The sequence below is a fragment of the Zhongshania guokunii genome, from assembly GCF_040892635.1.
Classification (GTDB): domain Bacteria; phylum Pseudomonadota; class Gammaproteobacteria; order Pseudomonadales; family Spongiibacteraceae; genus Spongiibacter; species Spongiibacter guokunii.
On sequence record NZ_JBFRYA010000005.1, the window covers coordinates 213315 to 236408 of the forward strand.

Here is a 23094-nt window from a genome sequence, read left to right on the forward strand (position 1 = left end):
AAAGAAACGCTTTAAAACACCGCGCACCTTTAGCTTGGTAAGTGCTTTAAGGCGATCACCGCCGCTGCCGTGCGGTTTTCAACATTGAGTTTGCGAAATATTTGCTCTAAGTGTTTGTTGGCTGTGCGCGGGCTCATGTCGAGAATAGTACCAATTTCACGATTGGTTTTGCCGTGGGCAATCCACAGCAATACCTCAGACTCACGCTCGGTAATTGGCAGAGCGGCACGTAGGCGCTCTAGATCAGAGGGCCGCTCCATGTCGATGAGTTGCAGTAAATATTCATCGTCCCCAGTTTGGCTTATATAGCGAATTTCTAGCGGTTTCTTGGCGGCTTTTACCAGCAGGCCTTTTTCCTTGTTGTAGTGCGGCGCCAGTAATTGGCTGAGCTGGCTGGGTAGGTTTTCGTCTAGCCACGTACTGTTTAAGCCGGCGTCTTCTAGTAAGTGGTAAGCCTGAGGGGTTGCCCAAAGTACGTTGCCGTCGGTGGTGGCAGAAAATAAAAATTTGCCGGTATTGTCTAGTGCAACGCGCGCGCTGAGGGTTAAGCGTGCATTGCTTAAATGGGCGCGTATTCGCGCGATAAGCTCATCGCCTTTGACCGGTTTGGTAATGTAGTCGACACCGCCGGCGGCAAAGCCTTTTACAATACTTTCGGTGTCGCTAAGACCGGTCATAAATATTACGGGAATATGGGCTAGCTCGCGGTTTTCCTTTAAGCGTCGGCAGGCTTCAAAACCGTCCATATTTGGCATTAAGGCGTCCATTAAAATAACGTCGGGGGTAATTGTGGCGGCAATGGTTAGGGCTTGGGCGCCTTCCAGTGCGACCAGTACTGTAATGCCCGCCTGATCTAAGGTGTCGTTTAACATGCTCAAGGTATCGGGTGAGTCGTCGACGATTAGCACGACGTCTTTCTTGGCGCTGGTTGGCTTCATATTGGCTTGTCTTCTAAGGCGGCGATGAGTGCGGCGAATTGAAATCCTGCCGCCTGCTCCTGCAGGCTGGCAAGACTTTTGGGGTCGATGCTTTGGTCTTGCGCCAGTTTGTCTAGGCAGTGGCGAATACCCTTGGCGTAGCCAATCTTCGCGAGTTGAATTAGCTCGCGACGCGCCTCAATGCTCAGCGTGAGCGAAATGGTATCCGCGCTGGCGGCGTTCGCCACTACCCGATCTTCACTTTGTTGTTTTGACTCATATACCCAATCGATTCCCGCATATTTTGCTAAGTAGTCGAGCACTTGCGCAACGCGGATGGGTTTAAAGAGATAGGCATCGTGAGGTGGTACGCCACTGCTTTCTGGCGTCACCTCGGTCGCATTGGCTGAAATCATAATAATGGTGGCGCTGTGGATGCGCGCGCGAATGGCTTTGGCTAAGTCCCAGCCGCTCATGCCGGGCATGGCAATATCTAAGAGAAATACCCGCGGTTCTGAGGCGCAGTAGCGGAGCATGTCTAAACAGGTGCCGCCGTCCGGAGCCGAGATCACATTGAAACCCAGCGGTTTTAGCATGTCGCTGAGCAGGCTGCGGTGGGTGGGTTCGTCATCGACCACAAACAGGGTTTGCTCGGCGCCCCCGTAGCTAATGATCTTTTTCTCGCTGGGGCTCACACTGGCCAGTCTGTCGGTGCTGCTCAGCATTAGGTTTAGCTTCACTTCACTGCCAACCCCAACTTGGCTGTGAATACTAATGTCGCCGCCCATAATATCGGTGAGCAGGCGAGTGATGGTGAGACCTAATCCGGTGCCGGCAATATGCGGCGCGCCAGGTTTGCGCACGCGCTCAAAGGGCCTGAAAATACGTTCGATATCCTCGGCGGCAATGCCAAAGCCGGTGTCGTTAATAATAAACTCAGCGACCTGGTTGCGATAACTAATGGTGAAATTGACCCGTCCCTCTGGCGTGTATTTTATGGCGTTGGAAATTAAATTAATGAGAATCTGGCGCAGGCGCTTTTCATCGGTTTTTACTGTTTCTGGCAGCGGTGTGAGGCGGTCAAAACTAAAGCCAATGCCCTTGGCCTGGGCTTGAACCTGAAACATACTCACAATCTGGTCTAATAAATTACCCAAGTTTACGTCGCTTGGTGAGAGCTCTAAGCGGCCCGCTTCAATACGGGATATATCCAGTAAGCCTTCAATTAGGTCGGCCAGATGCTCGCTGCTCCGGCGTATTACCCGCAGGGCATCGAGGCGACTGGCAGGGATGGACGTGTCTTTTTCCAGTAGCTGGGCATAGCCGAGAATGGCATTTAGGGGTGAGCGCAGTTCGTGGCTGATGCCGGTTAAATAGCGAGTTTTGGCTTGGTTGGCGGCTTCGGCAACCTCTTTGGCGCGCTGTAATTGCAGGTCGGTTTGTTTGTGGGCCGCAATTTCAGCCATGAGCAATTCGGTCTGCCGTTGGGATTCTTCTTGGGCAACTCGGCGACTGTCGTGAACTAAGGCGAACATCCACGCCAATATGCCGCAGACAATAAGCAAAATACAAAATACGTTTGTTAAAGCGCTGGCGGCGAGACTGCGCTCCATGCCCTCGTCGATGGTGATTTGCACATAGACCAGCGCTAACACACTGGCAATGATAAAGCTGATAAGCGTGAACAAGCCTAAAAAATGCCCAATGCGGGTATTCAGTGAGCGTATCCAACTGGTCGGCAGCAGAAAGCTGAGGGCATTGGTGAGCTGCTCGGCCATGCGCGAATTGGTTTTACACATATCGTGACAGCGGCTGTCGAGTGAGCAGCACAGCGAGCAAATTGGCCCGGCGTAGGCGGGGCAGTGACTCATGTCCTCGCCTTCAAAATGGTGGTAGCAAATACAGCAGCGCAGAGAGACTTTGCTGCTGGCGATGGCGGGTTCGCGGGCTAAGTAGTAGCGGCCCTTGGTTAGCCAGCAAATGAGCGGTGCGAGAATAAAGGTGCTACCCAGCGCTATAAACGAGGCCAATGCTTGGGCGGTGGGGCCAAATTGGCCAATATGGGCAAACAGTCCGACGGTTGACGCAATGATCATCGAGCCAACCCCAACGGGGTTGATGTCGTAGAGGTGGGCACGTTTAAACTCTATTGCTTGGGGGCGCAAGCCAAGGGGCCGATTGATGACCAAATCGGCGACCAATGAGCCGACCCAGGCCAGCGCAATAATCGCATAGGCGGTGAGGATTTCTTCCAGAATTCGATAAATGCCCAGTTCCATCAACATCAGCGCAATGGCCACATTAAACACCAGCCACACTACCCGCCCAGGGTGGTTGTGAGTGAGCCGCGAAAAGAAATTAGACCAAGCAATGGAGCCAGCGTAGGCGTTGGTAACATTGATTTTGAGCTGCGACAAAATCACAAAAACGCTGCATAAAATCAATGTTAGCTGGGGCGACGAACTTAAATAACTGAAGGCAGTGAGGTACATGTGATTAGGATCGGCGGCATCACTAAACGGAATGCCGTGGCTCAGCGCCAATACCGCCAGAAAGGAACCCACCAAGATCTTAATCGAGCCGCTAATAATCCAGCCCGGCCCCGCCGCGATTAACGCCAGCCACCAGCGCTTATTAGGCCGATCTTGGTGGGGCAAAAAGCGCAGAAAATCGACCTGTTCGCCTATTTGCGCAATCAGTGAAAAGATCACCGCCGAGGCGGCGCCAAAGGCCAAAATGTTGAGATTTGGGTCGCTGTCTGGCGGTGTGAAGGCCACCCAGTTATTAAAGGCCTCGTCCGACTGCCAAGCAATACAGGCCAGCGGCGCGAGCTGCAATACAATCCACAGCGGTTGAGTCCACACTTGAAAGCGGCTTATCCAGGTAATGCCGTGGGTCACCAGCGGAATCACCACAACGGCGCTGATTAAATAGCCGTACTTGAGTGGAATGTCGAGGCTGAGCTCCAGCGCCAGCGCCATGATCGACGACTCAAGCGCAAAGAAAATAAAGGTGAATGAGGCGTAAATCAGTGAGGTGATGGTCGAGCCAATATAACCAAAACCGGCACCACGGGTGAGCAGGTCAATATCAATGCCCTGGCGGGCGGCGTGATAGCAAATCGGCAGGCCGGTTAAAAAAATAATAATGCCCACGGCCATAACTGCAGCCACGGTATTGTTAAAACCGTAGCTGAGGGTAATCGCCCCGCCAATAGCCTCGAGGGCAAGGAAGGAAATAGCGCCCAGCGCGGTGTTCGAAACCCGATTAACTGACCACTTACGCGCAGCCTTGGCGGTGAATCGCAGTGCGTAATCTTCTAAGGTTTCGTTGGCTACCCAACGATTGTACTTCCGGCGTACCCGGAATACTTTTTGTTGCGCACTCATATGGCCAAATGACGCTCCGATAACAGCTCATTGGCTGAACGAACTAGCTAGGACTTGCCATTATAGGCCTTAAGCTTGTTTGAAGCCCGCAGCATAGCAGTCATAAAGGTTTTGTCCCGTCTCTAGTATATCTGCTTATAGAAAGGCACCCGAGTGGTGTTTACCTGCAGAAGGTACCGCGCTGGCGGCGAGGCCGGTATACGTCATTTAACTTACTGGGGGGGAGCATTCGCCTCATGGTGCGATGGGGAACTTCTAAGGAGACTGTCCACTGTCGAATCAAGCAACCCAAGGGTAGGAGAAGTAACGATGAGTGATAAATCCGATAATCAGCGTTCGTGGGGGCGCCGCAAGGTAGTTCGCGCCCTTGGCGCACTGCCGCTGGGTATTATTCTGGCATCGCAGTTGAGTTGGGCGGCACCCGCCACCACCACTGGGCAGGCGGTTACCGAAGATACTGTAACGGTGGGCATTTTGCACTCGCTCACCGGCACCATGGCGATTAGTGAAACCGGCGCCCAAGAGGCCGAAAAGCTGGCCATTAAACAAATTAACGAATCTGGCGGTATTCTCGGCCGGCAAATCAAAATCATTCAAGAAGATGGCGCCAGCGACTGGCCAACCTTTGCAGAAAAAAGCCGTAAATTATTAGTGAACGACAAGGTAGCCGCCGTATTTGGCTGCTGGACCTCGGCCTCGCGTAAAGCAGCGCTGCCGGTGTTTGAAAAAGAAAATGGCCTGCTTTATTACCCCACATTTTACGAAGGGCTAGAGCAGTCTAAGAACGTAATTTACACCGGTCAGGAAGCGACCCAGCAGATTCTAGATGGTTTGAACTGGGTGGCAAAAGAGAAGGGCGCGAAGACCTTCTACCTGATTGGCTCCGATTACATCTGGCCACGTACTTCCATGAAAATTGCCCGTAAACACATAGAAAACGTGCTGGGCGGCAAAGTGGTGGGTGAAGAGTACAAGCCACTGGGCGATACCCAGTTTGGTTCGGTCATCAACAAAATCCGCCTTAAAAAGCCTGATGTGATTTACGCCGCGGTAGTGGGTGGCAGTAACGTAGCGTGGTTTAAGCAGCTTAAAGCGGCGGGTATCAACTCCAAGAAGCAGACGCTGCTGACGATCTCGGTAACCGAAGATGAAGTATTGGGCATCGGTGGTGAAAACCTCGAAGGCTTCTACTCCATCATGAAGTACTTCCAGAGCCAAGATAACGCCAACAACGTGGCCTTTGTTAAAGCCTTTAAAGAAATGTGGGGCGACGACAGTGTGATTGGTGACGTAACCCAAGCTGCTTACCTCGGGCCTTGGTTGTGGAAAGCGGCTGTTGAGAAAGCCGGCACCTTTGACGTAGACGCGGTTGTTAAGGCCTCTGAAGAGGGCGATATCGAGCTGACTACCGCACCAGAAGGCTATGTGAAACTTCACCCCAATCACCACCTTTGGAGTAAGGCACGGGTAGGTATGTGGAAGAAAGATGGCCAGGCTGAGGTGGTGTATACCTCTGAACTGCTTGAGCCAGATCCATTCCCAGAAGGTTATCAATAAGCTCTAGGGCGTCTCAGAAATATTCTAGCAAGACCGGCGAGCAGCAATGCTCGCCAAACTCTTTAGCGAAATGATGTAGTGGAAAGCAGCAGTGACCAGAATGTTGAAGTACTTTTTAGCGGAGGCTAAGTAATGGGCGGTTATAGCTACGACGAGTTAGGCGCGATATTCGCAATGCAGGGCTTCGCCGGCATCAGCTTGTTCAGCGTACTGTTGCTGATGGCCTTGGGGCTCGCAATTATATTTGGGCAGATGGGGGTCATTAATATGGCTCACGGCGAATTTATGGCCGCAGGGGCGTATACCACCTATCTGATCTCTTCTCTCACAGAAACCTATATTCCGGCATTCATGCCGTACTATTTTGTGTTCTCGATTGCTGCGGCATTTCTCGTTGCCGGCACACTCGGGTATCTCGCAGAATTTATATTGATAAGGCATCTCTACAAGCGCCCATTAGACACCTTGTTAGCGACTTGGGGCTTGAGCTTAATCATGCAGCAATCCTACCGCTCGATCTTTGGCGCGCGGGAAGTGAGTCCCACACTGCCAGAATGGTTGATGGGTTCTGTTAAGCCGACCGAGATGATCGACATCCCCATTAACGGCATGTTCGTGCTCGGTTTAACGATATTCACGACCTTGGCGGTATTTTACCTCATGTTTAAATCCAGCTGGGGTTTGCGGGTGCGCGCCACCACTCAGAATCGGGTTATGGCTGGCGCGGTGGGTATTAACACCAAAAAGATTGACCGCTACACCTTTGCACTGGGTTGCGGCATAGCCGGTATGGCCGGTGCGGCGTTTACCACGATTGCGTCTACTGGGCCAACCACGGGAACGCTTTATATTGTTGATACCTTTATGGTGGTGGTCTTTGGTGGTGCTGCGAGCTTGTTTGGCACAATCGCCTCAGCATTCTCAATCGCACAAGCCCAATCCATTCTCGAATTCTTTATCAGCGGATCAATGGCCAAAGTCTTTACCTTGCTCACCTTGGTAATAATTTTGATGTTCAAACCAGAAGGCCTATTTGCCAGCAAGGTTCGTCGCTAAGACGAGCCTCGCTCTAAGCGATCTGGTTATAAATTATTGGGAGTTAATGATGAGCTTTGTATACGAAAAATTATTTGGCGATAAAAAGGGGCTAATAGGATTTTGCATCTTAGCGGCGCTGATTCTGGTTGTGTTTCCTGTGATGCTCGATTCCTTTCGTTTGAATCTGGTGGGCAAGTACCTGACTTATGCCTTCGCGGCGGTTAGCTTGGTGTTGCTGTGGGGTTATGGCGGCACCTTGAGTTTGGGGCAGGGCATTTTCTTTGGTATTGGCGGCTACGCCATGGCGATGTTTTTAAAACTAGAGGCCTCGTCGCCGGAAAATACCGCTATCCAGTCAACACCGGGCATTCCCGACTTTATGGACTGGAACCAAATAACGGAGTTACCGCTGTTTTGGATGCCATTTCATAGTTTCACTTTTACCTTGTTCGCCGTTTTGGTTGTACCCACGATATTTGCGTACATCATTGGTGCTGCCATGTTTAAACGCCGGGTCGGGGGTGTGTACTTTGCGATCATTACCCAGGTTGTTTCCGTTATCTTAACGGTACTGATTGTAGGTCAGCAGGGGCTAACGGGCGGGATCAATGGCATAACTGATTTACGCACCCTAAATGGCTGGGACATCACCTCAGACAGTGCCAAGAATCTGTTTTACTTTATTAACTGTTTTCTGCTCCTCGCGGTAATTATTGCCTCGCGCTTTATCTTAACCAGCAAGTTTGGGCGCTTATTGCTGGCCATGCGCGACAAAGAAGATAGGGTGCGTTTCTCGGGCTATGATGTGGCCAATTTTAAAATATTTATCTTCAGCTTTGCGGCGATGATCTCCGCGATAGGCGGCGCCATGTTTACCTTGCAGGTCGGCTTTATGTCACCGTCCTTCGTCGGTATTGTGCCCTCCATTGAAATGGTGATCTTTGCCGCGATTGGCGGCCGCATGTCACTGATCGGTGCGGTATACGGCACCTTGCTGATTAACTTTGGTAAAACGGCGTTCTCTGAATCCTTTCCTGAGCTATGGCTATTCCTCATGGGCGGCTTGTTCATCGCCGTTGTTATGTTTTTTCCAAACGGCCTAGCTGGCTTGTGGGAAGACTATGGCCACCACATCACCAAACGCTTTGGCTTTATCAATAAATTTTTTGATAAATCTAAAAACACCGCAGATAGCGTTGAGCTGGAGGGGGCAAACTCATGAATATGTCCACCAATACTGACTTTACCTTAGCGATAGAAGATCTCACGGTGTCATTTGATGGCTTTAAAGCCGTCGATAGCCTGAACTTTTACTTAGACAGAAATGAGCTGCATGTGGTTATTGGCCCAAATGGCGCCGGTAAAACCACCGTGCTGGATTTAATATGCGGTAAAACCAAATCAACCTCTGGCAGCATAAAATTTTTGAACAAGGAATTAACCAATCTTTCTGAGCACGAAATTGTGCGGGCGGGGGTGGGCCGTAAATTTCAAACCCCGTCGATTTATGAAAACTTGAGCGTGATGGAAAATCTGGAAATTTCCTATCCCAAAGGACGTGGCGTATTTGGCTCGCTAATGTTTAAACACGACGCCGTGGTACGCGATAAAATTATGGAAGTGGCCAAGCAGATCATGCTGGAAAAATTCTTGCACACCGAGGCCGGCCTGCTAAGCCATGGGCAAAAGCAGTGGTTAGAAATTGGCATGTTACTGATCCAAGATCCCCAGTTGCTCATGCTAGACGAGCCGGTTGCCGGTATGAGCGTGAAAGAGCGTGAGCAAACCGCCGAGTTACTTAACAAAATCAGCGCTGGTAGATCGGTGCTGGTAATAGAACACGATATGGAATTTGTCGCACGTATAGCCCACAAGGTCACCGTTTTGCACCAAGGCAAGATTCTGGCCGCTGGCGAAATGAAAGATGTGCAAAAAGACCCCAAGGTGATTGAGGTTTATCTCGGTCATTAACGCCGTATGCGTATTTTTTAGCGGCGAAAAGTATGAGTGACTCACGCGAGGTGAAAGAAAATTATGTTAGAAGTCTCTAATTTAAAAGTGTGTTACGGGCAAAGTGAAGTTATTCACGGCCTCGATTTTGTGGTGCCCAAAAATGAGACCCTTGCGATTATGGGCCGCAATGGCATGGGCAAAACCACGCTGTTTAAATCACTTATCGGTATCTTGCCCAGCGCAGATGGCAAAATTTTAATTGACGGAATTGATGTTAGTAGTAAAGAAAGTTTTCAACGGGTGGAAAATGGCATTGCCTATGTTCCCCAGGGGCGAATGATATTTCCCTCGTTAACCGTGCAAGAGAATATTGAAACGGGAATGGAAGTCTCCAAACTTAAAAAAATTCCCGACGATATCTATGCGCTCTTCCCAGTGCTGGCAGAAATGCGCAAGCGTAAAGGCGGCAATCTCTCGGGGGGGCAGCAGCAGCAGTTAGCCATTGCGCGGGCATTGGTGACAAATCCCAAAGTGCTACTGCTTGACGAGCCAACGGAAGGTATTCAGCCCTCTATTATCAAAGACATTGCCAATGTGCTTAATGAGATTAAAAAACTGCGCGACATCACCATTATTGTTTCTGAACAAGTGCTGAGCTTTACCATGGCGATAGCCGACCGAATTATCGTGATAGACAAGGGCAGCTTTATTCACGAAGACCTACGCGAAGATGTCGACACCGATAAAATCAAAGCCTATCTATCAGTGTAATACGGTGATTGATTTCAGTGCGACAAATGAACAACGATTGAATTACGGCGGAGATTACAATGCGACACGGTGATATTTCTAGCAGCCCAGACACGGTTGGCGTGGCGGTTGTTAACTACAAAATGCCGCGCTTACACAGCCGCGAGCAAGTATTGGACAATGCCCGCAATATTGCCGAGATGATTAAGGGCATGAAGATCGGCCTGCCGGGCATGGACTTAGTGGTGTTTCCCGAATACAGCACCATGGGCATTATGTATGACAACGATGAGATGATGGCCACCGCTGCCACTATTCCCGGCGATGAAACCGCTATTTTTAGCGCTGCGTGCCGCGAGGCCAAAACTTGGGGAATATTCTCGCTTACTGGCGAACGCCATGAAGAACACCCGCACAAAGCGCCATACAACACGCTTGTGCTCATTAATGATCAAGGCGAAATCGTTCAAAAATACCGCAAGTGTATTCCTTGGTGCCCAATAGAGGGTTGGTATCCTGGCGATAAAACCTATGTCAGCGATGGCCCCAAGGGCATGAAAATCAGCCTGATTATTTGTGACGATGGCAACTACCCTGAAATTTGGCGAGACTGCGCCATGAAGGGCGCGGAGCTAATTGTGCGCTGCCAAGGCTATATGTATCCCGCTAAAGAACAACAAGTGATGATGGCAAAAAGCATGGCGTGGGCAAATAACTGCTATGTGGCCGTTGCCAATGCCAGTGGTTTCGACGGCGTGTATTCCTATTTTGGTCACTCTGCCATTATTGGCTTTGATGGCCGCACCTTGGGTGAGTGTGGTGAAGAAGACATGGGCGTGCAATATGCCCAGTTGTCGGTGAGTCAAATTCGCGATGCGAGGGCCAATGATCAATCGCAAAATCATCTATTCAAATTACTCCACCGTGGCTACACCGGCGTCTATAACTCCGGTGATGGCGACAAAGGTGTAGCGGATTGTCCCTTCGATTTTTACCGAACCTGGGTCTTAGATGCTGAGAAGGCCCAGGCCGATGTAGAGCGTATGACCCGACCAACGATAGGCGTGGCAGACTGCCCTGTGGGCGAGCTACCTTTTGTTGGCAAGGAAGAACAGGCGGGCCAATAGCGCAATGCAGTACGTAGCCGCGCCTCAGTACTGTTACGCACGTGTAGACGTGAGGGCTTATCATGCCATTTATAAACGACCAATTGGCAGACAATCAGGCGCGTTTAGCCAGTCAAGCGAATACCGGCTTGTTTTCAGCGGCCTGCATGCCGGATAAAACCGTGACCGCCAAACGTCAATCTCGCTTTCGCTTTGACCCTGGCGCGGTAATGGCCTTGCTGCGCAGCCGAATTATTGGGCAGGACGCTGCTCTGGCGGCAATAGAAGATATGTTGCATGTGGTAAAGGCCGATATTGGCAGTAAGCAGCGGCCACTGTGCGTGATGCTGTTGCTGGGGCCAACAGGGGTTGGCAAAACCCAGACTGCTCGGCTTATTGCCGAGGCAATTTGCGGTAGCGCCGAGGCCTTGGTTCGCATCGATATGAATACCCTAGCGCAAGACCACTATGCCGCTGCATTAACCGGTGCGCCGCCGGGCTATGTTGGTAGCAAGGAGGGGCATACGCTCTTTCCTGTAGATGAGATAGCGGGGAGCTATAGTGTGCCGTCCGTTATCTTGTTTGATGAAATAGAAAAAGCCAGTGACGAAGTCATCCGCTCGCTACTGAATGTATTGGATAGCGGAAAACTACGTCTTTCGTCTGGGGTCAAGGCGCTGGATTTTTGTAATAGCTTAATCTTTATGAGCAGCAATATTGCCGCGTCTGAGCTTGAGCGCCATCGAAATAAAAAATACGTATTTGCTGAACGGAAGGCTGGCGAACAACAACTGATTGATCGCGCACTTAGGCAGAAGTTTGATCCTGAATTTATTAATAGGATCGATGCCATTCTTGTTTTTAAACATTTGTTGCGCAGCGATCTGAGTGCCTTGCTCAATATTGAACTAGGGAATCTTGGGCGACGTTTGCGTAAGCAGGGCGTCGAACTTGATTTGGATCAGCCCTGTTTTGATTATCTTTTGAAACACTACGACGCCCGCTATGGCGCGCGCGATATTGCTCGCCGTTTGCGAACCAGCTTAGAACCGGTAGTGGCTAGAGCCATATTGGCAGCGCCAGAGAGCAATCGTTTCATTGGCTTTATTCAGAATAGTAGCTTGGTGGTTGAGGCGGTGTAGGGCTTTTATAATAGTGCTAGTTCAAGCTTGATAGGAGGTGCTTCGCTAGCAGGTTCTCAATGGAATCGGGTTCAGCGCCAGCCCCATACCCATACCCATACCCATAGCACGTCATTTGTTGATATACCGCGATAAATCATGCTATGTGTGGTATGTTGCCTCTCTTGTTGTTCTTTCTGCGTTTTATTAGCGTGGCATCAATCGCGCGATTTCCATCACCGTCACCTCAATATTGGGCTCTGCGGTTCTCAAAATTTAGATTTTCCATCTCTACCCTGTAAAGCTACATCCTATATTGCCCGCACATTCTAGCGCTATGCTGGCGAATTTTTTCTATTTTCTTGATATCAGAAATGATCATCAAGCGCCACTTATTGGAGTGTTATGACTACGGGCAATACTGAATTTAAAGAGCAGCAACCCAGTATACTTTCTTTTGTAAAAGACCTGCCGAATATCTGTTCACTGGCGGGACTGGCCTGCACCATTCTGGCCATTTACTTTAGCATTTTAGGTGTTTTTTACGCGGCAATGATCGGCATGATCTGGGCTGTTGCCTTTGACTGGGCCGACGGCTTGGTTGCGCGAAGAATGAAAGGGCGCACCGGCAGCGACCGCATTTTTGGTGGCCAGCTCGATTTGCTAATCGACATTGTGAGTTATGGCGTCACACCCGCGGTGCTGTTGTTGAGTTTTGGCGGCTTTGCGCCAATCTTTCTGATAGGTGCTTTTATTATGCTCGCCGCGAGCGCAATAAGGCTGAGCTATTTCAGCACCTTCGGTCTTTCTGGCGAGGCGAAATACACGGGGCTGGCGCTGGATAACAATAATATTATTCTGGTATTTATATTCTTGTTTGAAAGCTTTCTAAGTCAGGGCGTGTTCACAATTGTGCTTTATATCAGCGGTGTGGGGCTTGCGGCGCTGAATGTGTCGCAGATTAAAACCCCAAAGCTCTCTGGTAATCCGGCCAATGTTTATCGCTTGGCAATTTATACACTGGCGATTACCGGTATTTATGGCTGGAAACTTTTGTAGTCGAAAAGACAAACTGAGATTTAGCGCAGAAGCAAAAACACTATTTTTAATCGAGGAGTAAAAAAGGATAATGGTTGTATACACTGTAGGTACATTTGATTTATTGCACGTAGGGCATCTTGCCTTGTTAGAGTACTGTAAAACGTTGGGCGATGTGGTGGCGGTGGGTGTTGCCTCGGATAAAGTGGTGAACTCCTATAAGCCTAATACACCGGTTATTCCCTTAGATCAAAGATTGGAAATGTTAAAGGCCTTGCGCTGCGTTGATATTGTTCAGCCCTACCACGAGTTAGAATATGTTTCTGGTTGCAAAGCAGTAGATGCCGATATTTTTGTGGTGGGTGAAGACTGGGGCAAGAAGCGCCACAATCTTGAAGTGGAAGCCTACTTAAAAAGCCAGGGCAAACAAATTATTCAGGTGCTTTATAATCCGCGCACCTCATCTAGCAGAATTAAAAAGCACACCATCGCGCAAACGGATAAAAATAATTATCTTGAACAGATTGTTGCTTAGAAATACCAAAACTAAAAACAAAACCTGAAGTTGCCGAGACCTTAATCTGTAGGTCTAGGGCGGCTACTGCCTTTCCGAATTAATCTTCCTAGATAAAAACACTGTCATCGATAAATCCTCGCTCATGCAGCTGCTTTAGAATAAGACTACATTTCTGTTTAAACATATCCCTCAGCAGTCGCACGGCGGGGGTGATAGATTGCCTGCTGGGGCAAATAAGCCACAGCTCGGTAGGCCGCGGTTTAAACTTGGGCATAATATTAATGACTTGGCCCGACAGTAAATCTGCCGACATATCTAAGCAAGATTTAACAGCTACGCCTTTACCGGCAACACACCAACGTCTTACCAAGTCGCCGTCATTGGAGGCGTGCTTACCACTCATTTTGATTTTGTATTCGCGCCCATCCTGCGAGAATGCCCATGTGTCGTGCGTAATGTCGTGAAGCTGGTAAAAAAGCCCGTTATGTGACGCTAGATCATGGGGATGGCTGGGGCTGCCCTTTTCCGCAAGATACGCGGGAGTTGCGCATAATAGGCTTGGCACATTGCAGATTTTAAAGCCATAAAGGTTTGCGTCAGAAGGCGAGCCGTAACGTAGGGCTATGTCTACCGAGTCGCGATAAAAGTCGATGTTGCTATCACTTATATTGGTTTTTAAGCTTACTTTTGGGTGGGCGTCCATAAACTCGTCGAGCCAGGGAATAGCGAAGTTTCTCCCTAAATCTGACGACAATGCAATGCGCAGCTCACCATCAACGTTATCCAAACCATCTTTCATATTGAGTTTGGCTTGCTCCAACATGATGAGGGCCTGCTCGCACTGGGGTATATAGCGTTCACCGGCAGTGGAGAGCCGAAGTTGGCGGGTGGTGCGAATAAAAAGCTCGGCGCCCAGCGCGGCCTCAGCGCGTTTCAATGCTGCGCTTGCCGTTGCGGTGCGCATATCCAAGCTCGCCGCGGCTGCCGTGATACTGCGGAATTCAGCGACTTTGAGTATTACTTGAAGGTCTTCTAATAACATATTATCTAATCATATTTGATAATGAATCCTTGATTATGCTGTTTAAATTGAATAACGCAAGCCCTACACTGCTTGGCGATCACTCATCACCTGGATAAACCCTATGAAAGCAATTGGCTATAAAGAATCACTCCCCATTAATGACGCCGCATCGTTAATCGACATCGAACTCCCGCAGCCCATTGCCAAAGGGCGCGATTTGCTCGTGAAGATCAAGGCAATTGCCGTTAACCCCGTAGATTCCAAAATTCGCCAGAAGGCCGTAAACGAAGACGGCAGCTACAAGGTGATAGGCTGGGATGCCGCCGGCGAAGTGATTGCGGTGGGTGAAGCAGTTACAAAATTTAAGCCTGGCGATGTGGTGTACTACGCTGGTGATCTCACCCGTCAAGGCAGCAATGCCGAGTATCAGCTGGTCGACGAGCGTATTGTGGGTGGTAAACCCAAGAGTTTGTCATTTGCTGAAGCCGCTGCGCTACCGCTGACAACCATCACCGCTTGGGAGTTGTTGTTTGAGCATCTTGCAATAAGGCAGCAAGGAGCGAATTCAACGGACAAATCCGACGAGGTAATTTTGGTGGTGGGCGCAGCAGGTGGCGTCGGTTCTATTTTGATTCAGCTCGCTAAGGCCATTACGGGTGCCACGGTGATCGCCACCGCGTCACGGGCGGGAACTCAAACGTGGGTGAAGTCGCAGGGCGCAGATCATGTTATAGATCACAGCAAGCCACTCCTGCCGCAACTCGAGGCATTAGGAATTAAACAGGTCACTCATATTGCCAGCCTGAACGGCACCGGCAGCTACTTTGACAGCTATCCAGAAATGCTGGCGACCTTTGGCAAAATCGCGATGATTGACGATCCGGCTACGCCGCTAGATGTAATGAAATTAAAAACAAAGAGTCAGTCGCTGCATATCGAGTTTATGTTTGCCCGCTCAATGTACCAAGCGGCCGATATGGACGAGCAGGGCAAGCTGCTAAGCCGAGTGGCCGACCTAGTTGACCAAGCGTATATTAAAACCACTAGTGGCAAAAACCTTGGCACTATCAATGCCAACAATCTCAAAGCGGCCCACGCCGAATTGGAGTCGGGTACGGCGATTGGCAAAATCGTTTTAGAAGGTTTCTGATATAGCAGCAATTTAGTTTTTGCTTGCAGTATTGCCGCCGAGTTAGATCAAGTCTCTCGGCGGCTTTTTCGTATTTGGCCACTCTCCAAACGCTTTTTCTCAGCTCATTTCTTAGCTTCAGTTGGCGCTTTTTATCGCCCCTACGTCATTTAACGTAGCCCTCAGGGCATATTGACTAATACCGGATCAAACCGCGATTGCGGATAGTAGCTGCATGGCGAAGGCCGCTTATTACTATTTTGCCTCGGGTGATTGGTGTCGATAAGTCGGTGGTGGTGTCGTCCAGAATTTTCTAAGACTGATCCGGAGAGAAACGATGGCTGAAACAATCATCAAGGTTGACCTTAGCAAGTCGGCTTATGAGAACGATATGATCCACAACCGCTGGCACCCTGATATTCCGATGGTGTCGATGGTCAAGCCCGGCGACGATTTTAAAATTGAGTGCGTAGACTGGACCGGCGGGCAGATTAGCAATAATGATTCCGCAGATGATGTTCGCGATGTCGATTTGAGTAAGGTGCATTTTCTCTCTGGCCCCGTTGGTGTAGAGGGTGCCGAGCCAGGTGATTTATTGGTGGTCGATATTTTAGATATTGGCACCTTCGAAGAAAGTCAGTGGGGTTTTAATGGCTTCTTTTCTAAGCAGAACGGCGGTGGCTTTTTAACCGAGCATTTTCCCGAAGCGCAGAAATCGATTTGGGATTTTAACGGCATGTTCACCAAATCGCGCCATGTGCCGCGGGTGGAGTTTGCGGGTTTGATTCATCCAGGTTTGATTGGCTGCCTGCCATCGCGGGAAATGTTAAACGAGTGGAATACCCGTGAAAAAGCCCTGGTCGACACCGATCCCCATCGGGTTCCTGAATTAGCGACCCTGCCCTATGCCGAAACCGCCCATATGGGGCGTATGACTGGCGAGGCGGCCAAGGCAGCTGCCGCTGAAGGGGCGCGCACGGTGCCACCGCGCGAGCACGGCGGCAACTGCGATATTAAAGATTTGTCGCGGGGCGCGAAGGTATATTTTCCCGTGTATGTAAAAGACGCTGGCCTGAGTGTGGGCGATTTGCACTTTAGTCAGGGCGATGGCGAAATTACTTTTTGCGGCGCAATAGAAATGGCTGGTTGGATTCATTTGCGGGTGAATTTAATCAAGGGCGGTATTGAAAAATACGGTATTAAAAACCCTATATTCAAACCCAGCCCGATCACGCCTAAGTATGATGATTATCTAATTTTTGAAGGTATCTCGGTGGATGAGGGTGGCAAGCAGCACTACCTCGATGTGCATATTGCGTATCGGCAGGCGTGTTTGAATGCCATTGAGTACCTCACCAAGTTCGGTTACACCCGCGCGCAGGCTTACACCATTCTTGGGGTGGCGCCAGTGCAGGGACATATCAGTGGGGTGGTGGATATTCCAAACGCTTGCGCCACCTTATGGCTACCCACCGACATCTTTGATTTCGATCTGCAGCCCAATGCCAATGGACCCAAAATCGAGGTCGATGGCAGTAGTGCCGATGTGCCTTTATCTCCGGATTTGTGACCGCTGGTATGAGGCACCGTGCGTCGGCTTGTTGGGGAATAGGCTGGCGCGTTAAATGACAGGGAGAGGAGACTAAACAATGCCTGTATATGATTATAAATGTCAGGACCACGGCCTATTTCATGACTTGGCCAGCATGGCCGAGTCGGCCCTGCCCTGCGCCTGTCCACAGTGTGGCAAGCTCAGTGCGCGGGTGATTATGATACCGCCGCAAGTGTTAGCGATGGCACCGGCCAAGCGTCAGGCGATGGCGCGCAATGAAAAAGCGCTGCATCAGCCGATTATTTCGACACCCGATTCCCGCGAAGACGCGAGTCAGCGTCGCGCTCACGCCGCCGCCAAAAAAGGCTGTGGCTGCGGGAGCAAAGATATTAACCCCGACCGCAGTAGTTTGCGTCAGCAAGCGATATTTCTGCCAGACGGCAGCAAGGTGTTTCCCTCCCAGCGACCCTGGATGATTAGTCACTAAGGTGATTTTGAAATTCTCCTTGGGAAGGGACATTGAAGGAGCCGCGCTGTGGCGTAGCTCCTTCTTTTTTGGCTGAATTCCTAGTGTAGTGCCGTGTATAGTTTTGCTCGTGGTATTCTTGGCGTGTGTGTAGTGGTTCAGTGTGATACTAGGCGCTGAGCCGTTATTGCTTGCCCTGAATGCCAACGAGTTTTTTCATGCACGCTTTTATTCAATCCCTGTTGTTTTCTTTTTCAATTACCGGCCCTATTTTTGTGGTGTTGGCGCTGGGCGCCTACCTCAACCAAATTCGCCTGATTAATGACAACTTCGTCGAGGTCGGTACTAAGTTGGTATTTAATATCACCTTACCGGCGCTGTTGTTTTTAAGTATTAGCCAGACCAGTATTAGTGATACTGCCAATGTGTCTTTGGTGGCCTTCGGTTTAATCGCCACAGTAATAGTATATTTATTGCTGGAGCTAATGGCGCATTACCTCGTGCCTAAGCGAGAAGATCGCGGGGTGGTGGTGCAGGGCAGTTTTCGTTCAAATTTGGCGATTATTGGCCTAGCCTACTGCGTGAATGCCTATGGCGACACCGGTTTGATTACCGCCTCGCTGTATTTGGGCTTGGTAACTATTTTATATAATATTTTGGCGGTGATTACCCTCAGTCGTTCGCTTAATCGCGCGGGCGGCTGGTCAGCTACCTTAAAGGGTATTGCCCGTAATCCTCTTATTATCAGCATTGTTGGCGCCCTGATCTTTGCGGGATTAGGATGGCGTTTACCCGCATTGATACGGCACAGCGGCGAGTATTTTGCCCAGCTGACCTTGCCACTGGCGCTATTGTGCACGGGCGCGAGTTTAAATTTTAAGGCATTGCGGGCCGACTTTAGCAGCGCACTGATCAGCACGGTGTGTAAATTACTGCTGGTGCCCTTGTTGCTGGTTGTTGTTGGTATTGCTGTGGGGTTTCGGGGGGTAGAGTTGGGTGTCTTGGCATTGATGTCTTCCGCGCCTGCGGCTGCGGCGAGCTATGTTATGGTGCGGGCTATGGGTGGCAATTCGGCCTTGGCGGCCAATATTATTGCGCTGACGACGATAGGTTCGCTGCTTACCACCAGTCTATTTATGTTCGTGTTGCGTAGCGTGCAATTGATATAGGGCTAGTGCTTGCCTTGAATAGCTGGAGTTTTAAAGCGGCAGTGGCGACGCCGCACAACGTCTAGTATCCAATAATGGTATTTTGTAATCTTGCGCAAAGAGTGTTCACTCACTATATTTGATGTTGAATATAGAATTCAGTGATGATTATCGTCTTTCGTGATCGGCTAGATACGATATCCCTGATTTTTCGACACGAGATTCAGGTGGTGTGCTATGCGGATGGTCTTGGTAGTTTTAATGACGTGGGGTGTCATGGGTTATGTGCTGGCGCCTGATGACTTACTCGATGGTACACGTGGTCGTTTGAGCTTTTTAGTCGCTGGGCAATAATCTACTAACTATTGCGGCCCCGTAGGACTCATTACCGGGCCGCAATAGGCTCAGGCCCTGCTCAATTCCTGCTCAACCCAATCAAACACTTCGTCGTAATTTGCCGGCAGCAAGTTGTGCAGCTCTTTTAAGGCGGTCTGCACCACACTCTTTTGCGGGTGATTGAGGTTGATGTGGCCGAGCTTGCGGCCAGGGCGCACGTCTTTGCCATACCAGTAGCATTGAGTGGCGGGGATTTTTAACCAGCGGGTGTCGCGCTCTACGCCAATGACGTTAATCATCACGCTCTGCCCGCGCACATCGGGCGCCTTTAGCGGTAGGCCACTCACTGCCCGCAAATGCATTTCAAACTGGCTAACGCAGGCGCCGGCCTGAGTCCAGTGGCCGCTATTATGAACTCGTGGTGCCAGTTCATTTACCATCAATGCATCGCCAACTCTAAAGCATTCCATGGCCATCACGCCGACATAGCCGCTGCTGTCCATAATTTTGCCTAGCATCGCTTCGGCCTGTGGCTGAAGGTGACTCACGCGGCTTAGGGGGGCGATCGATGCCATTAAAATGCCGTTAACGTGCAAATTGAGGGTCAGCGGGTAAAAGACTTTATTGCCTTCGCTATCCCTTGCGCCGACGAGTGACAGTTCTTCATCAAAGGGGATTTTTTGCTCGGCAATGCCGGTGCCCAGCCAGTCGGCGGGAATGGCGCCGCCGTCATCTTGATGCAGCCAGTGCTGGCCCTTGCCGTCGTAACCGCCTTCGCGGCGTTTGAGCAGCACGTGGGGGCCGAGCTCGGTGTGCATCTCTTGAGCGCTACTGTCGGTATTCACTGCCCGCCATGGCGCGGTGCTAATGGCCAGATCGTCGAGCATAGTTTTCTGGTGAAAACGGTCTGCAATTCGCCCGAAAATATCGGCATTGATAAAACCGGCTTGGCTACTCAGGTGGCGAGTGACTGGGGTGTCCGGCCACTGTTCGCGCTCAACGGTAACAACGTCGTGAGCGGCGATGTCTGGTAAGTGCTCACTATCAGGCTCGATAGGCTCAACGTTGAGCGCTAGCGGATAAGCGGCCTGCTTTAGCATGGCGCCTAATTGGCCGGCGCCGAGAACCCATACCGTTGGCATTACGCTTCCCTCGGATCCGGATTATCGAGTACGTCTTGAGTTTGCTTGGCGCGGAAGGCCTCTAATTTGCTTGCGAGGTTCGCGTCGTTCAGCGCCAAAATTTGGCAGGCTAGCAGGCCGGCGTTAAACGCGCCTGCACTACCAATCGCCAAGGTGCCAACCGCAATGCCCTTTGGCATTTGGGCAATAGAGAGCAAGCTGTCTACGCCGCTAAGAGCGCGGCTTTGTACTGGCACACCCAGTACGGGCAGCCGAGTTTTGGCGGCAACCATACCAGGTAAATGCGCGGCGCCGCCGGCGCCTGCAATAATGACCTCGAAGCCACGTGCAATCGCCTGATCGGCAAATTCCATCAGCTTGTCGGGGGTGCGGTGGGCAGATACCACTTCGACGTGGTGCTCAACGCCGAGTTCGCTCATGATCTCGGTGGCCGGGCGCATGGTCTCCCAGTCACTTTTTGAACCCATGATCAGGGCAACTTTTGCGGTCATTGCTTGGCTCTCTTCGCGTGAAAGCCGCGTATTATACGGGAATTATCGCCAGAGACCGAATCTGGAAGCAAATCTTGGTAAAAGCGGAGTTTTGCGGATTTTTAAAGGTGTCTGTGAAATGAGAAGTTGGCGCCAACATGTTGTATTAATTAGGAAAATAATTATCCGGGGCGTGATGGTGGCAAATCAAATAAATTGCGCGGCAAGCGGATTTTTGCGCCGGCATAGCGATATGCCTTATGGTCTGCTGTGCTTATTACTTCGTAGAGTGATAAGTGAAGCACTTTTGTAACAAATACTGGTTAGCAGAGCCTAAGAATACCACTAGCAAAATACAGGATAGATATGCACGACACTTTGCCGTTACTGGCGCATAGCGACTTTCCGGCGATAGCGCGCCGGCACTTAGACATTTTGCAGGTTAATTTAGGCTATAAGTGCAATCAGCGCTGCCTGCACTGCCATGTAAATGCGGGGCCGACCCGCACTGAGATGATGGCGGCCGATACCTTGGCTCTCATCCCTGAGGTGTTGGCCGCGCGGCAAATCAAAACCCTCGACCTAACCGGCGGCGCACCAGAGTTGCATGAGCAATTTCGCGAGCTGGTCAGCGCGGCATCAGCGTTGGGGGTCAAGGTGATTGATCGCTGCAATCTCACCATTTTATTTGAGCCTGAGCAGGATGGGCTGGCGGAGTTTTTGGCCGCCCACAAAGTAGAGATCGTGGCTTCGCTGCCGTGTTATTCCCTCGAAAATGTCGATGCTCAGCGCGGCGAAGGGGTGTTTGATAAAAGTATTGCCGGTTTGCAATTACTTAACTCGCTGGGTTACGGCAAGGCGGGTTCCGGCTTAATTCTAAACTTGGTGTACAACCCGCAGGGGCCATCATTGCCGCCTAATCAACAAGTACTGGAAGCAGATTACCGCCGCGAGCTAATGGCGCATTTTGGCATTGAATTTAATCACCTCTTTGCGCTGGCCAATATGCCTATAAAGCGCTTTGGCTCTACCCTTGTTTCAAAGGGGCAATTCGCTCCGTATATGGATTTATTAAAAACTAATTACAGTGCTGCGAATTTAGATTCGGTGATGTGCCGTAATTTAGTGAGTGTGGATTGGCTGGGAAATTTATACGACTGCGATTTTAATCAGCAACTGGAATTGCCGCTGCCGAACCAGGCAGTGCGGCATCTGCGTGATTTGCTAGTGTCTAATTTAGATGGCGATGAAATTGCGATAGCCGATCACTGCTTTGGCTGCACGGCGGGTCAGGGCAGCAGCTGCGGTGGCGCACTGTAAATAGTCTTAACATTATAATAGGTGGCGTATGCACGATCTCGTTCAAGATTATTACGGCAAACAATTACAGAGTTCCGCCGATTTAAAAACCACCGCCTGCTGCGACTTTACTGCGATGCCAGATTGGCTAAAGCCCTTATTAAGTAATATTCACGACGATGTGCTCTCGCGCTATTACGGCTGCGGTTTGGTTTGTCCGCCACTCTTGGAAGGTTGCCGAGTACTGGACTTAGGCTGCGGCAGTGGCCGCGATGTTTACGCGCTGGCGCAAATGGTGGGCGCTAGTGGCGAAGTGGTGGGGGTGGATATGACCGATGAACAACTCGCCATTGCCACGCAATATCACGGCTACCACGCCGACAAATTCGGTTTTGATAATGTACGTTTTTTAAAAGGCTTTATTGAAAAACTCGACGAGCTGGATTTGGCGGCAGGCAGCTTCGATGTGGTGGTGTCAAATTGCGTTATAAATTTATCGCCAGACAAAGACGCGGTTTTGCGCAGTGTTAAGCGGCTACTAAAACCTGGCGGCGAGTTTTATTTTTCTGATGTCTATGCCGATCGGCGTATACCCGAAACGGTAAAAAATGACCCGGTATTGTACGGCGAATGTTTGGGCGGCGCCTTGTATTGGAATGATTTTATTCAATTAGCCAAACGCCAGGGATTTATTGACTCGCGCTTGGTAGAAGACCGTCCCTTAGATATTACTGATCCTGTGCTTGCCGAGCGCTGCGGTAATATTAATTTTTTCTCGGCAACTTACCGCTTGTTTAATTTGGATGCGCTGGAGAGTGATTGTGAGGATTATGGCCAAGCTGTTATTTATCGTGGCAGTATGCTTAATTCGCCACATCGTTTTATTTTGGATAAACATCACGACATCCAGCGTGGCAAAGTATTTCCTGTGTGTGGTAATACGTGGCGGATGTTGCAGGATAGCCGCTTTGCAGCGCATTTTGATTTTGTTGGGGACTTTAGCCAGCACTATGGCATTTTTGAGGGCTGTGGCGTCGGTCTGCCCTTTGCAACAGCGGAGTTTGGCGCAGGTATGGCGCCCTGCTGTTAGTGTTCGTTGTTGATTTTTTGTATAGCTATCGATAATAAATGGACGGAGGCTA

20 protein-coding genes are annotated in these 23094 nt (G+C 50.3%); 15 read left to right on the forward strand and 5 right to left on the reverse strand.

Annotated features, from left to right (window positions below; all coding sequences use genetic code 11):
• Positions 1-29 precede the first annotated feature (29 nt).
• On the reverse strand, positions 30-938 hold the full coding sequence (locus AB4876_RS07790) for a response regulator transcription factor (protein WP_301028271.1): 909 nt from the start codon (positions 936-938) through the stop codon (positions 30-32).
• Positions 935-4306 (reverse strand): hybrid sensor histidine kinase/response regulator, encoded by a 3372-nt coding sequence (locus AB4876_RS07795; RefSeq protein WP_368381086.1) that lies wholly within the window; start codon positions 4304-4306, stop codon positions 935-937. The genes AB4876_RS07790 and AB4876_RS07795 overlap by 4 nt, the downstream gene beginning before the upstream one ends.
• A gap of 309 nt (positions 4307-4615) precedes the next feature.
• Here AB4876_RS07795 and urtA point away from each other — a divergent pair, with 309 nt between their 5' ends.
• From urtA to AB4876_RS07840, 9 genes are all read left to right on the forward strand, one after another.
• Positions 4616-5863 carry an urea ABC transporter substrate-binding protein gene (gene urtA, locus AB4876_RS07800; RefSeq protein ID WP_301028275.1) on the forward strand — a complete coding sequence of 416 codons (1248 nt, stop codon included), beginning with the start codon at positions 4616-4618 and terminating at the stop codon, positions 5861-5863.
• A 132-nt stretch (positions 5864-5995) separates the two neighbouring features.
• Positions 5996-6919 carry an urea ABC transporter permease subunit UrtB gene (gene urtB, locus AB4876_RS07805; RefSeq protein ID WP_368381087.1) on the forward strand — a complete coding sequence of 308 codons (924 nt, stop codon included), beginning with the start codon at positions 5996-5998 and terminating at the stop codon, positions 6917-6919.
• Positions 6920-6968: 49 nt separating this feature from the next.
• Positions 6969-8123, forward strand: a complete 1155-nt coding sequence (gene urtC / locus AB4876_RS07810) for an urea ABC transporter permease subunit UrtC (RefSeq protein ID WP_368381088.1) — start codon at positions 6969-6971, stop codon at positions 8121-8123.
• A gap of 2 nt (positions 8124-8125) precedes the next feature.
• Positions 8126-8872, forward strand: a complete 747-nt coding sequence (gene urtD / locus AB4876_RS07815; protein ID WP_368381125.1) for an urea ABC transporter ATP-binding protein UrtD — start codon at positions 8126-8128, stop codon at positions 8870-8872.
• Between the two features lie 63 nt (positions 8873-8935).
• Positions 8936-9625: an urea ABC transporter ATP-binding subunit UrtE gene (urtE, locus tag AB4876_RS07820; protein ID WP_301028280.1), complete on the forward strand. Its 690-nt coding sequence runs from the start codon at positions 8936-8938 to the stop codon at positions 9623-9625.
• Positions 9626-9684: 59 nt separating this feature from the next.
• On the forward strand, positions 9685-10731 hold the full coding sequence (locus AB4876_RS07825) for an aliphatic amidase (protein WP_368381089.1): 1047 nt from the start codon (positions 9685-9687) through the stop codon (positions 10729-10731).
• Positions 10732-10793: 62 nt separating this feature from the next.
• On the forward strand, positions 10794-11852 hold the full coding sequence (locus AB4876_RS07830; protein WP_368381090.1) for an AAA family ATPase: 1059 nt from the start codon (positions 10794-10796) through the stop codon (positions 11850-11852).
• Positions 11853-12236: 384 nt separating this feature from the next.
• Complete coding sequence (locus AB4876_RS07835) at positions 12237-12890, forward strand: CDP-alcohol phosphatidyltransferase family protein (protein ID WP_368381091.1); 654 nt, start codon at positions 12237-12239, stop codon at positions 12888-12890.
• A 70-nt stretch (positions 12891-12960) separates the two neighbouring features.
• Positions 12961-13404 (forward strand): FAD synthase family protein, encoded by a 444-nt coding sequence (locus AB4876_RS07840; RefSeq protein ID WP_368381092.1) that lies wholly within the window; start codon positions 12961-12963, stop codon positions 13402-13404.
• Between the two features lie 88 nt (positions 13405-13492).
• Here AB4876_RS07840 and AB4876_RS07845 read toward each other — a convergent pair whose 3' ends face one another.
• Complete coding sequence (locus AB4876_RS07845) at positions 13493-14428, reverse strand: LysR family transcriptional regulator (protein WP_368381093.1); 936 nt, start codon at positions 14426-14428, stop codon at positions 13493-13495.
• A 103-nt stretch (positions 14429-14531) separates the two neighbouring features.
• Here AB4876_RS07845 and AB4876_RS07850 point away from each other — a divergent pair, with 103 nt between their 5' ends.
• The 4 genes from AB4876_RS07850 (at position 14532) to AB4876_RS07865 (ending at position 18726) form a co-directional block, all read left to right on the forward strand.
• Positions 14532-15560, forward strand: coding sequence for a zinc-binding alcohol dehydrogenase family protein (locus tag AB4876_RS07850; protein ID WP_368381094.1), 1029 nt, complete (start codon positions 14532-14534; stop codon positions 15558-15560).
• 316 nt (positions 15561-15876) lie between these two features.
• Positions 15877-17109, forward strand: coding sequence for a formamidase (gene fmdA, locus AB4876_RS07855; protein ID WP_368381095.1), 1233 nt, complete (start codon positions 15877-15879; stop codon positions 17107-17109).
• A 79-nt stretch (positions 17110-17188) separates the two neighbouring features.
• A complete protein-coding gene (locus AB4876_RS07860) occupies positions 17189-17578 on the forward strand; it encodes an FmdB family zinc ribbon protein (protein WP_301028290.1) in 390 nt (129 codons plus the stop codon).
• Between the two features lie 197 nt (positions 17579-17775).
• Entirely contained in the window at positions 17776-18726 is a 951-nt protein-coding gene (locus AB4876_RS07865) for an AEC family transporter (RefSeq protein ID WP_368381096.1), read from the forward strand.
• Between the two features lie 383 nt (positions 18727-19109).
• On the opposite strand, the gene purK is transcribed toward AB4876_RS07865, so the two are convergent.
• Together purK and purE are read right to left on the reverse strand one after the other, a co-directional pair.
• Entirely contained in the window at positions 19110-20183 is a 1074-nt protein-coding gene (purK, locus tag AB4876_RS07870; protein WP_368381097.1) for a 5-(carboxyamino)imidazole ribonucleotide synthase, read from the reverse strand.
• A complete protein-coding gene (gene purE / locus AB4876_RS07875) occupies positions 20183-20674 on the reverse strand; it encodes a 5-(carboxyamino)imidazole ribonucleotide mutase (RefSeq protein ID WP_368381098.1) in 492 nt (163 codons plus the stop codon). Before purE ends, purK begins: the two co-directional genes overlap by 1 nt.
• A gap of 345 nt (positions 20675-21019) precedes the next feature.
• On the opposite strand from purE, the gene arsS reads away from it, so the two are divergent.
• Entirely contained in the window at positions 21020-21973 is a 954-nt protein-coding gene (arsS, locus tag AB4876_RS07880; RefSeq protein WP_368381099.1) for an arsenosugar biosynthesis radical SAM (seleno)protein ArsS, read from the forward strand.
• 28 nt (positions 21974-22001) lie between these two features.
• Positions 22002-23042 carry a methyltransferase domain-containing protein gene (locus AB4876_RS07885; protein ID WP_368381100.1) on the forward strand — a complete coding sequence of 347 codons (1041 nt, stop codon included), beginning with the start codon at positions 22002-22004 and terminating at the stop codon, positions 23040-23042.
• Positions 23043-23094: the final 52 nt, after the last annotated feature.

Bases quoted from the DNA above. Each gene is read 5' to 3' on its own strand.
- purE (WP_368381098.1), bottom strand. From the start codon at position 20,674: ATGACCGCAAAAGTTGCCCTGATCATGGGTTCAAAAAGTGACTGGGAG.
- urtE (WP_301028280.1), top strand. From the start codon at position 8,936: ATGTTAGAAGTCTCTAATTTAAAAGTGTGTTACGGGCAAAGTGAAGTT.
- AB4876_RS07825 (WP_368381089.1), top strand. From the start codon at position 9,685: ATGCGACACGGTGATATTTCTAGCAGCCCAGACACGGTTGGCGTGGCG.
- purK (WP_368381097.1), bottom strand. From the start codon at position 20,183: ATGCCAACGGTATGGGTTCTCGGCGCCGGCCAATTAGGCGCCATGCTA.
- AB4876_RS07840 (WP_368381092.1), top strand. From the start codon at position 12,961: ATGGTTGTATACACTGTAGGTACATTTGATTTATTGCACGTAGGGCAT.
- AB4876_RS07865 (WP_368381096.1), top strand. From the start codon at position 17,776: ATGCACGCTTTTATTCAATCCCTGTTGTTTTCTTTTTCAATTACCGGC.
- arsS (WP_368381099.1), top strand. From the start codon at position 21,020: ATGCACGACACTTTGCCGTTACTGGCGCATAGCGACTTTCCGGCGATA.
- AB4876_RS07790 (WP_301028271.1), bottom strand. From the start codon at position 938: ATGAAGCCAACCAGCGCCAAGAAAGACGTCGTGCTAATCGTCGACGAC.
- AB4876_RS07830 (WP_368381090.1), top strand. From the start codon at position 10,794: ATGCCATTTATAAACGACCAATTGGCAGACAATCAGGCGCGTTTAGCC.
- urtD (WP_368381125.1), top strand. From the start codon at position 8,126: ATGTCCACCAATACTGACTTTACCTTAGCGATAGAAGATCTCACGGTG.
- fmdA (WP_368381095.1), top strand. From the start codon at position 15,877: ATGGCTGAAACAATCATCAAGGTTGACCTTAGCAAGTCGGCTTATGAG.
- AB4876_RS07850 (WP_368381094.1), top strand. From the start codon at position 14,532: ATGAAAGCAATTGGCTATAAAGAATCACTCCCCATTAATGACGCCGCA.
- urtA (WP_301028275.1), top strand. From the start codon at position 4,616: ATGAGTGATAAATCCGATAATCAGCGTTCGTGGGGGCGCCGCAAGGTA.
- AB4876_RS07860 (WP_301028290.1), top strand. From the start codon at position 17,189: ATGCCTGTATATGATTATAAATGTCAGGACCACGGCCTATTTCATGAC.
- urtC (WP_368381088.1), top strand. From the start codon at position 6,969: ATGAGCTTTGTATACGAAAAATTATTTGGCGATAAAAAGGGGCTAATA.
- AB4876_RS07835 (WP_368381091.1), top strand. From the start codon at position 12,237: ATGACTACGGGCAATACTGAATTTAAAGAGCAGCAACCCAGTATACTT.
- urtB (WP_368381087.1), top strand. From the start codon at position 5,996: ATGGGCGGTTATAGCTACGACGAGTTAGGCGCGATATTCGCAATGCAG.
- AB4876_RS07845 (WP_368381093.1), bottom strand. From the start codon at position 14,428: ATGTTATTAGAAGACCTTCAAGTAATACTCAAAGTCGCTGAATTCCGC.
- AB4876_RS07795 (WP_368381086.1), bottom strand. From the start codon at position 4,306: ATGAGTGCGCAACAAAAAGTATTCCGGGTACGCCGGAAGTACAATCGT.
- AB4876_RS07885 (WP_368381100.1), top strand. From the start codon at position 22,002: ATGCACGATCTCGTTCAAGATTATTACGGCAAACAATTACAGAGTTCC.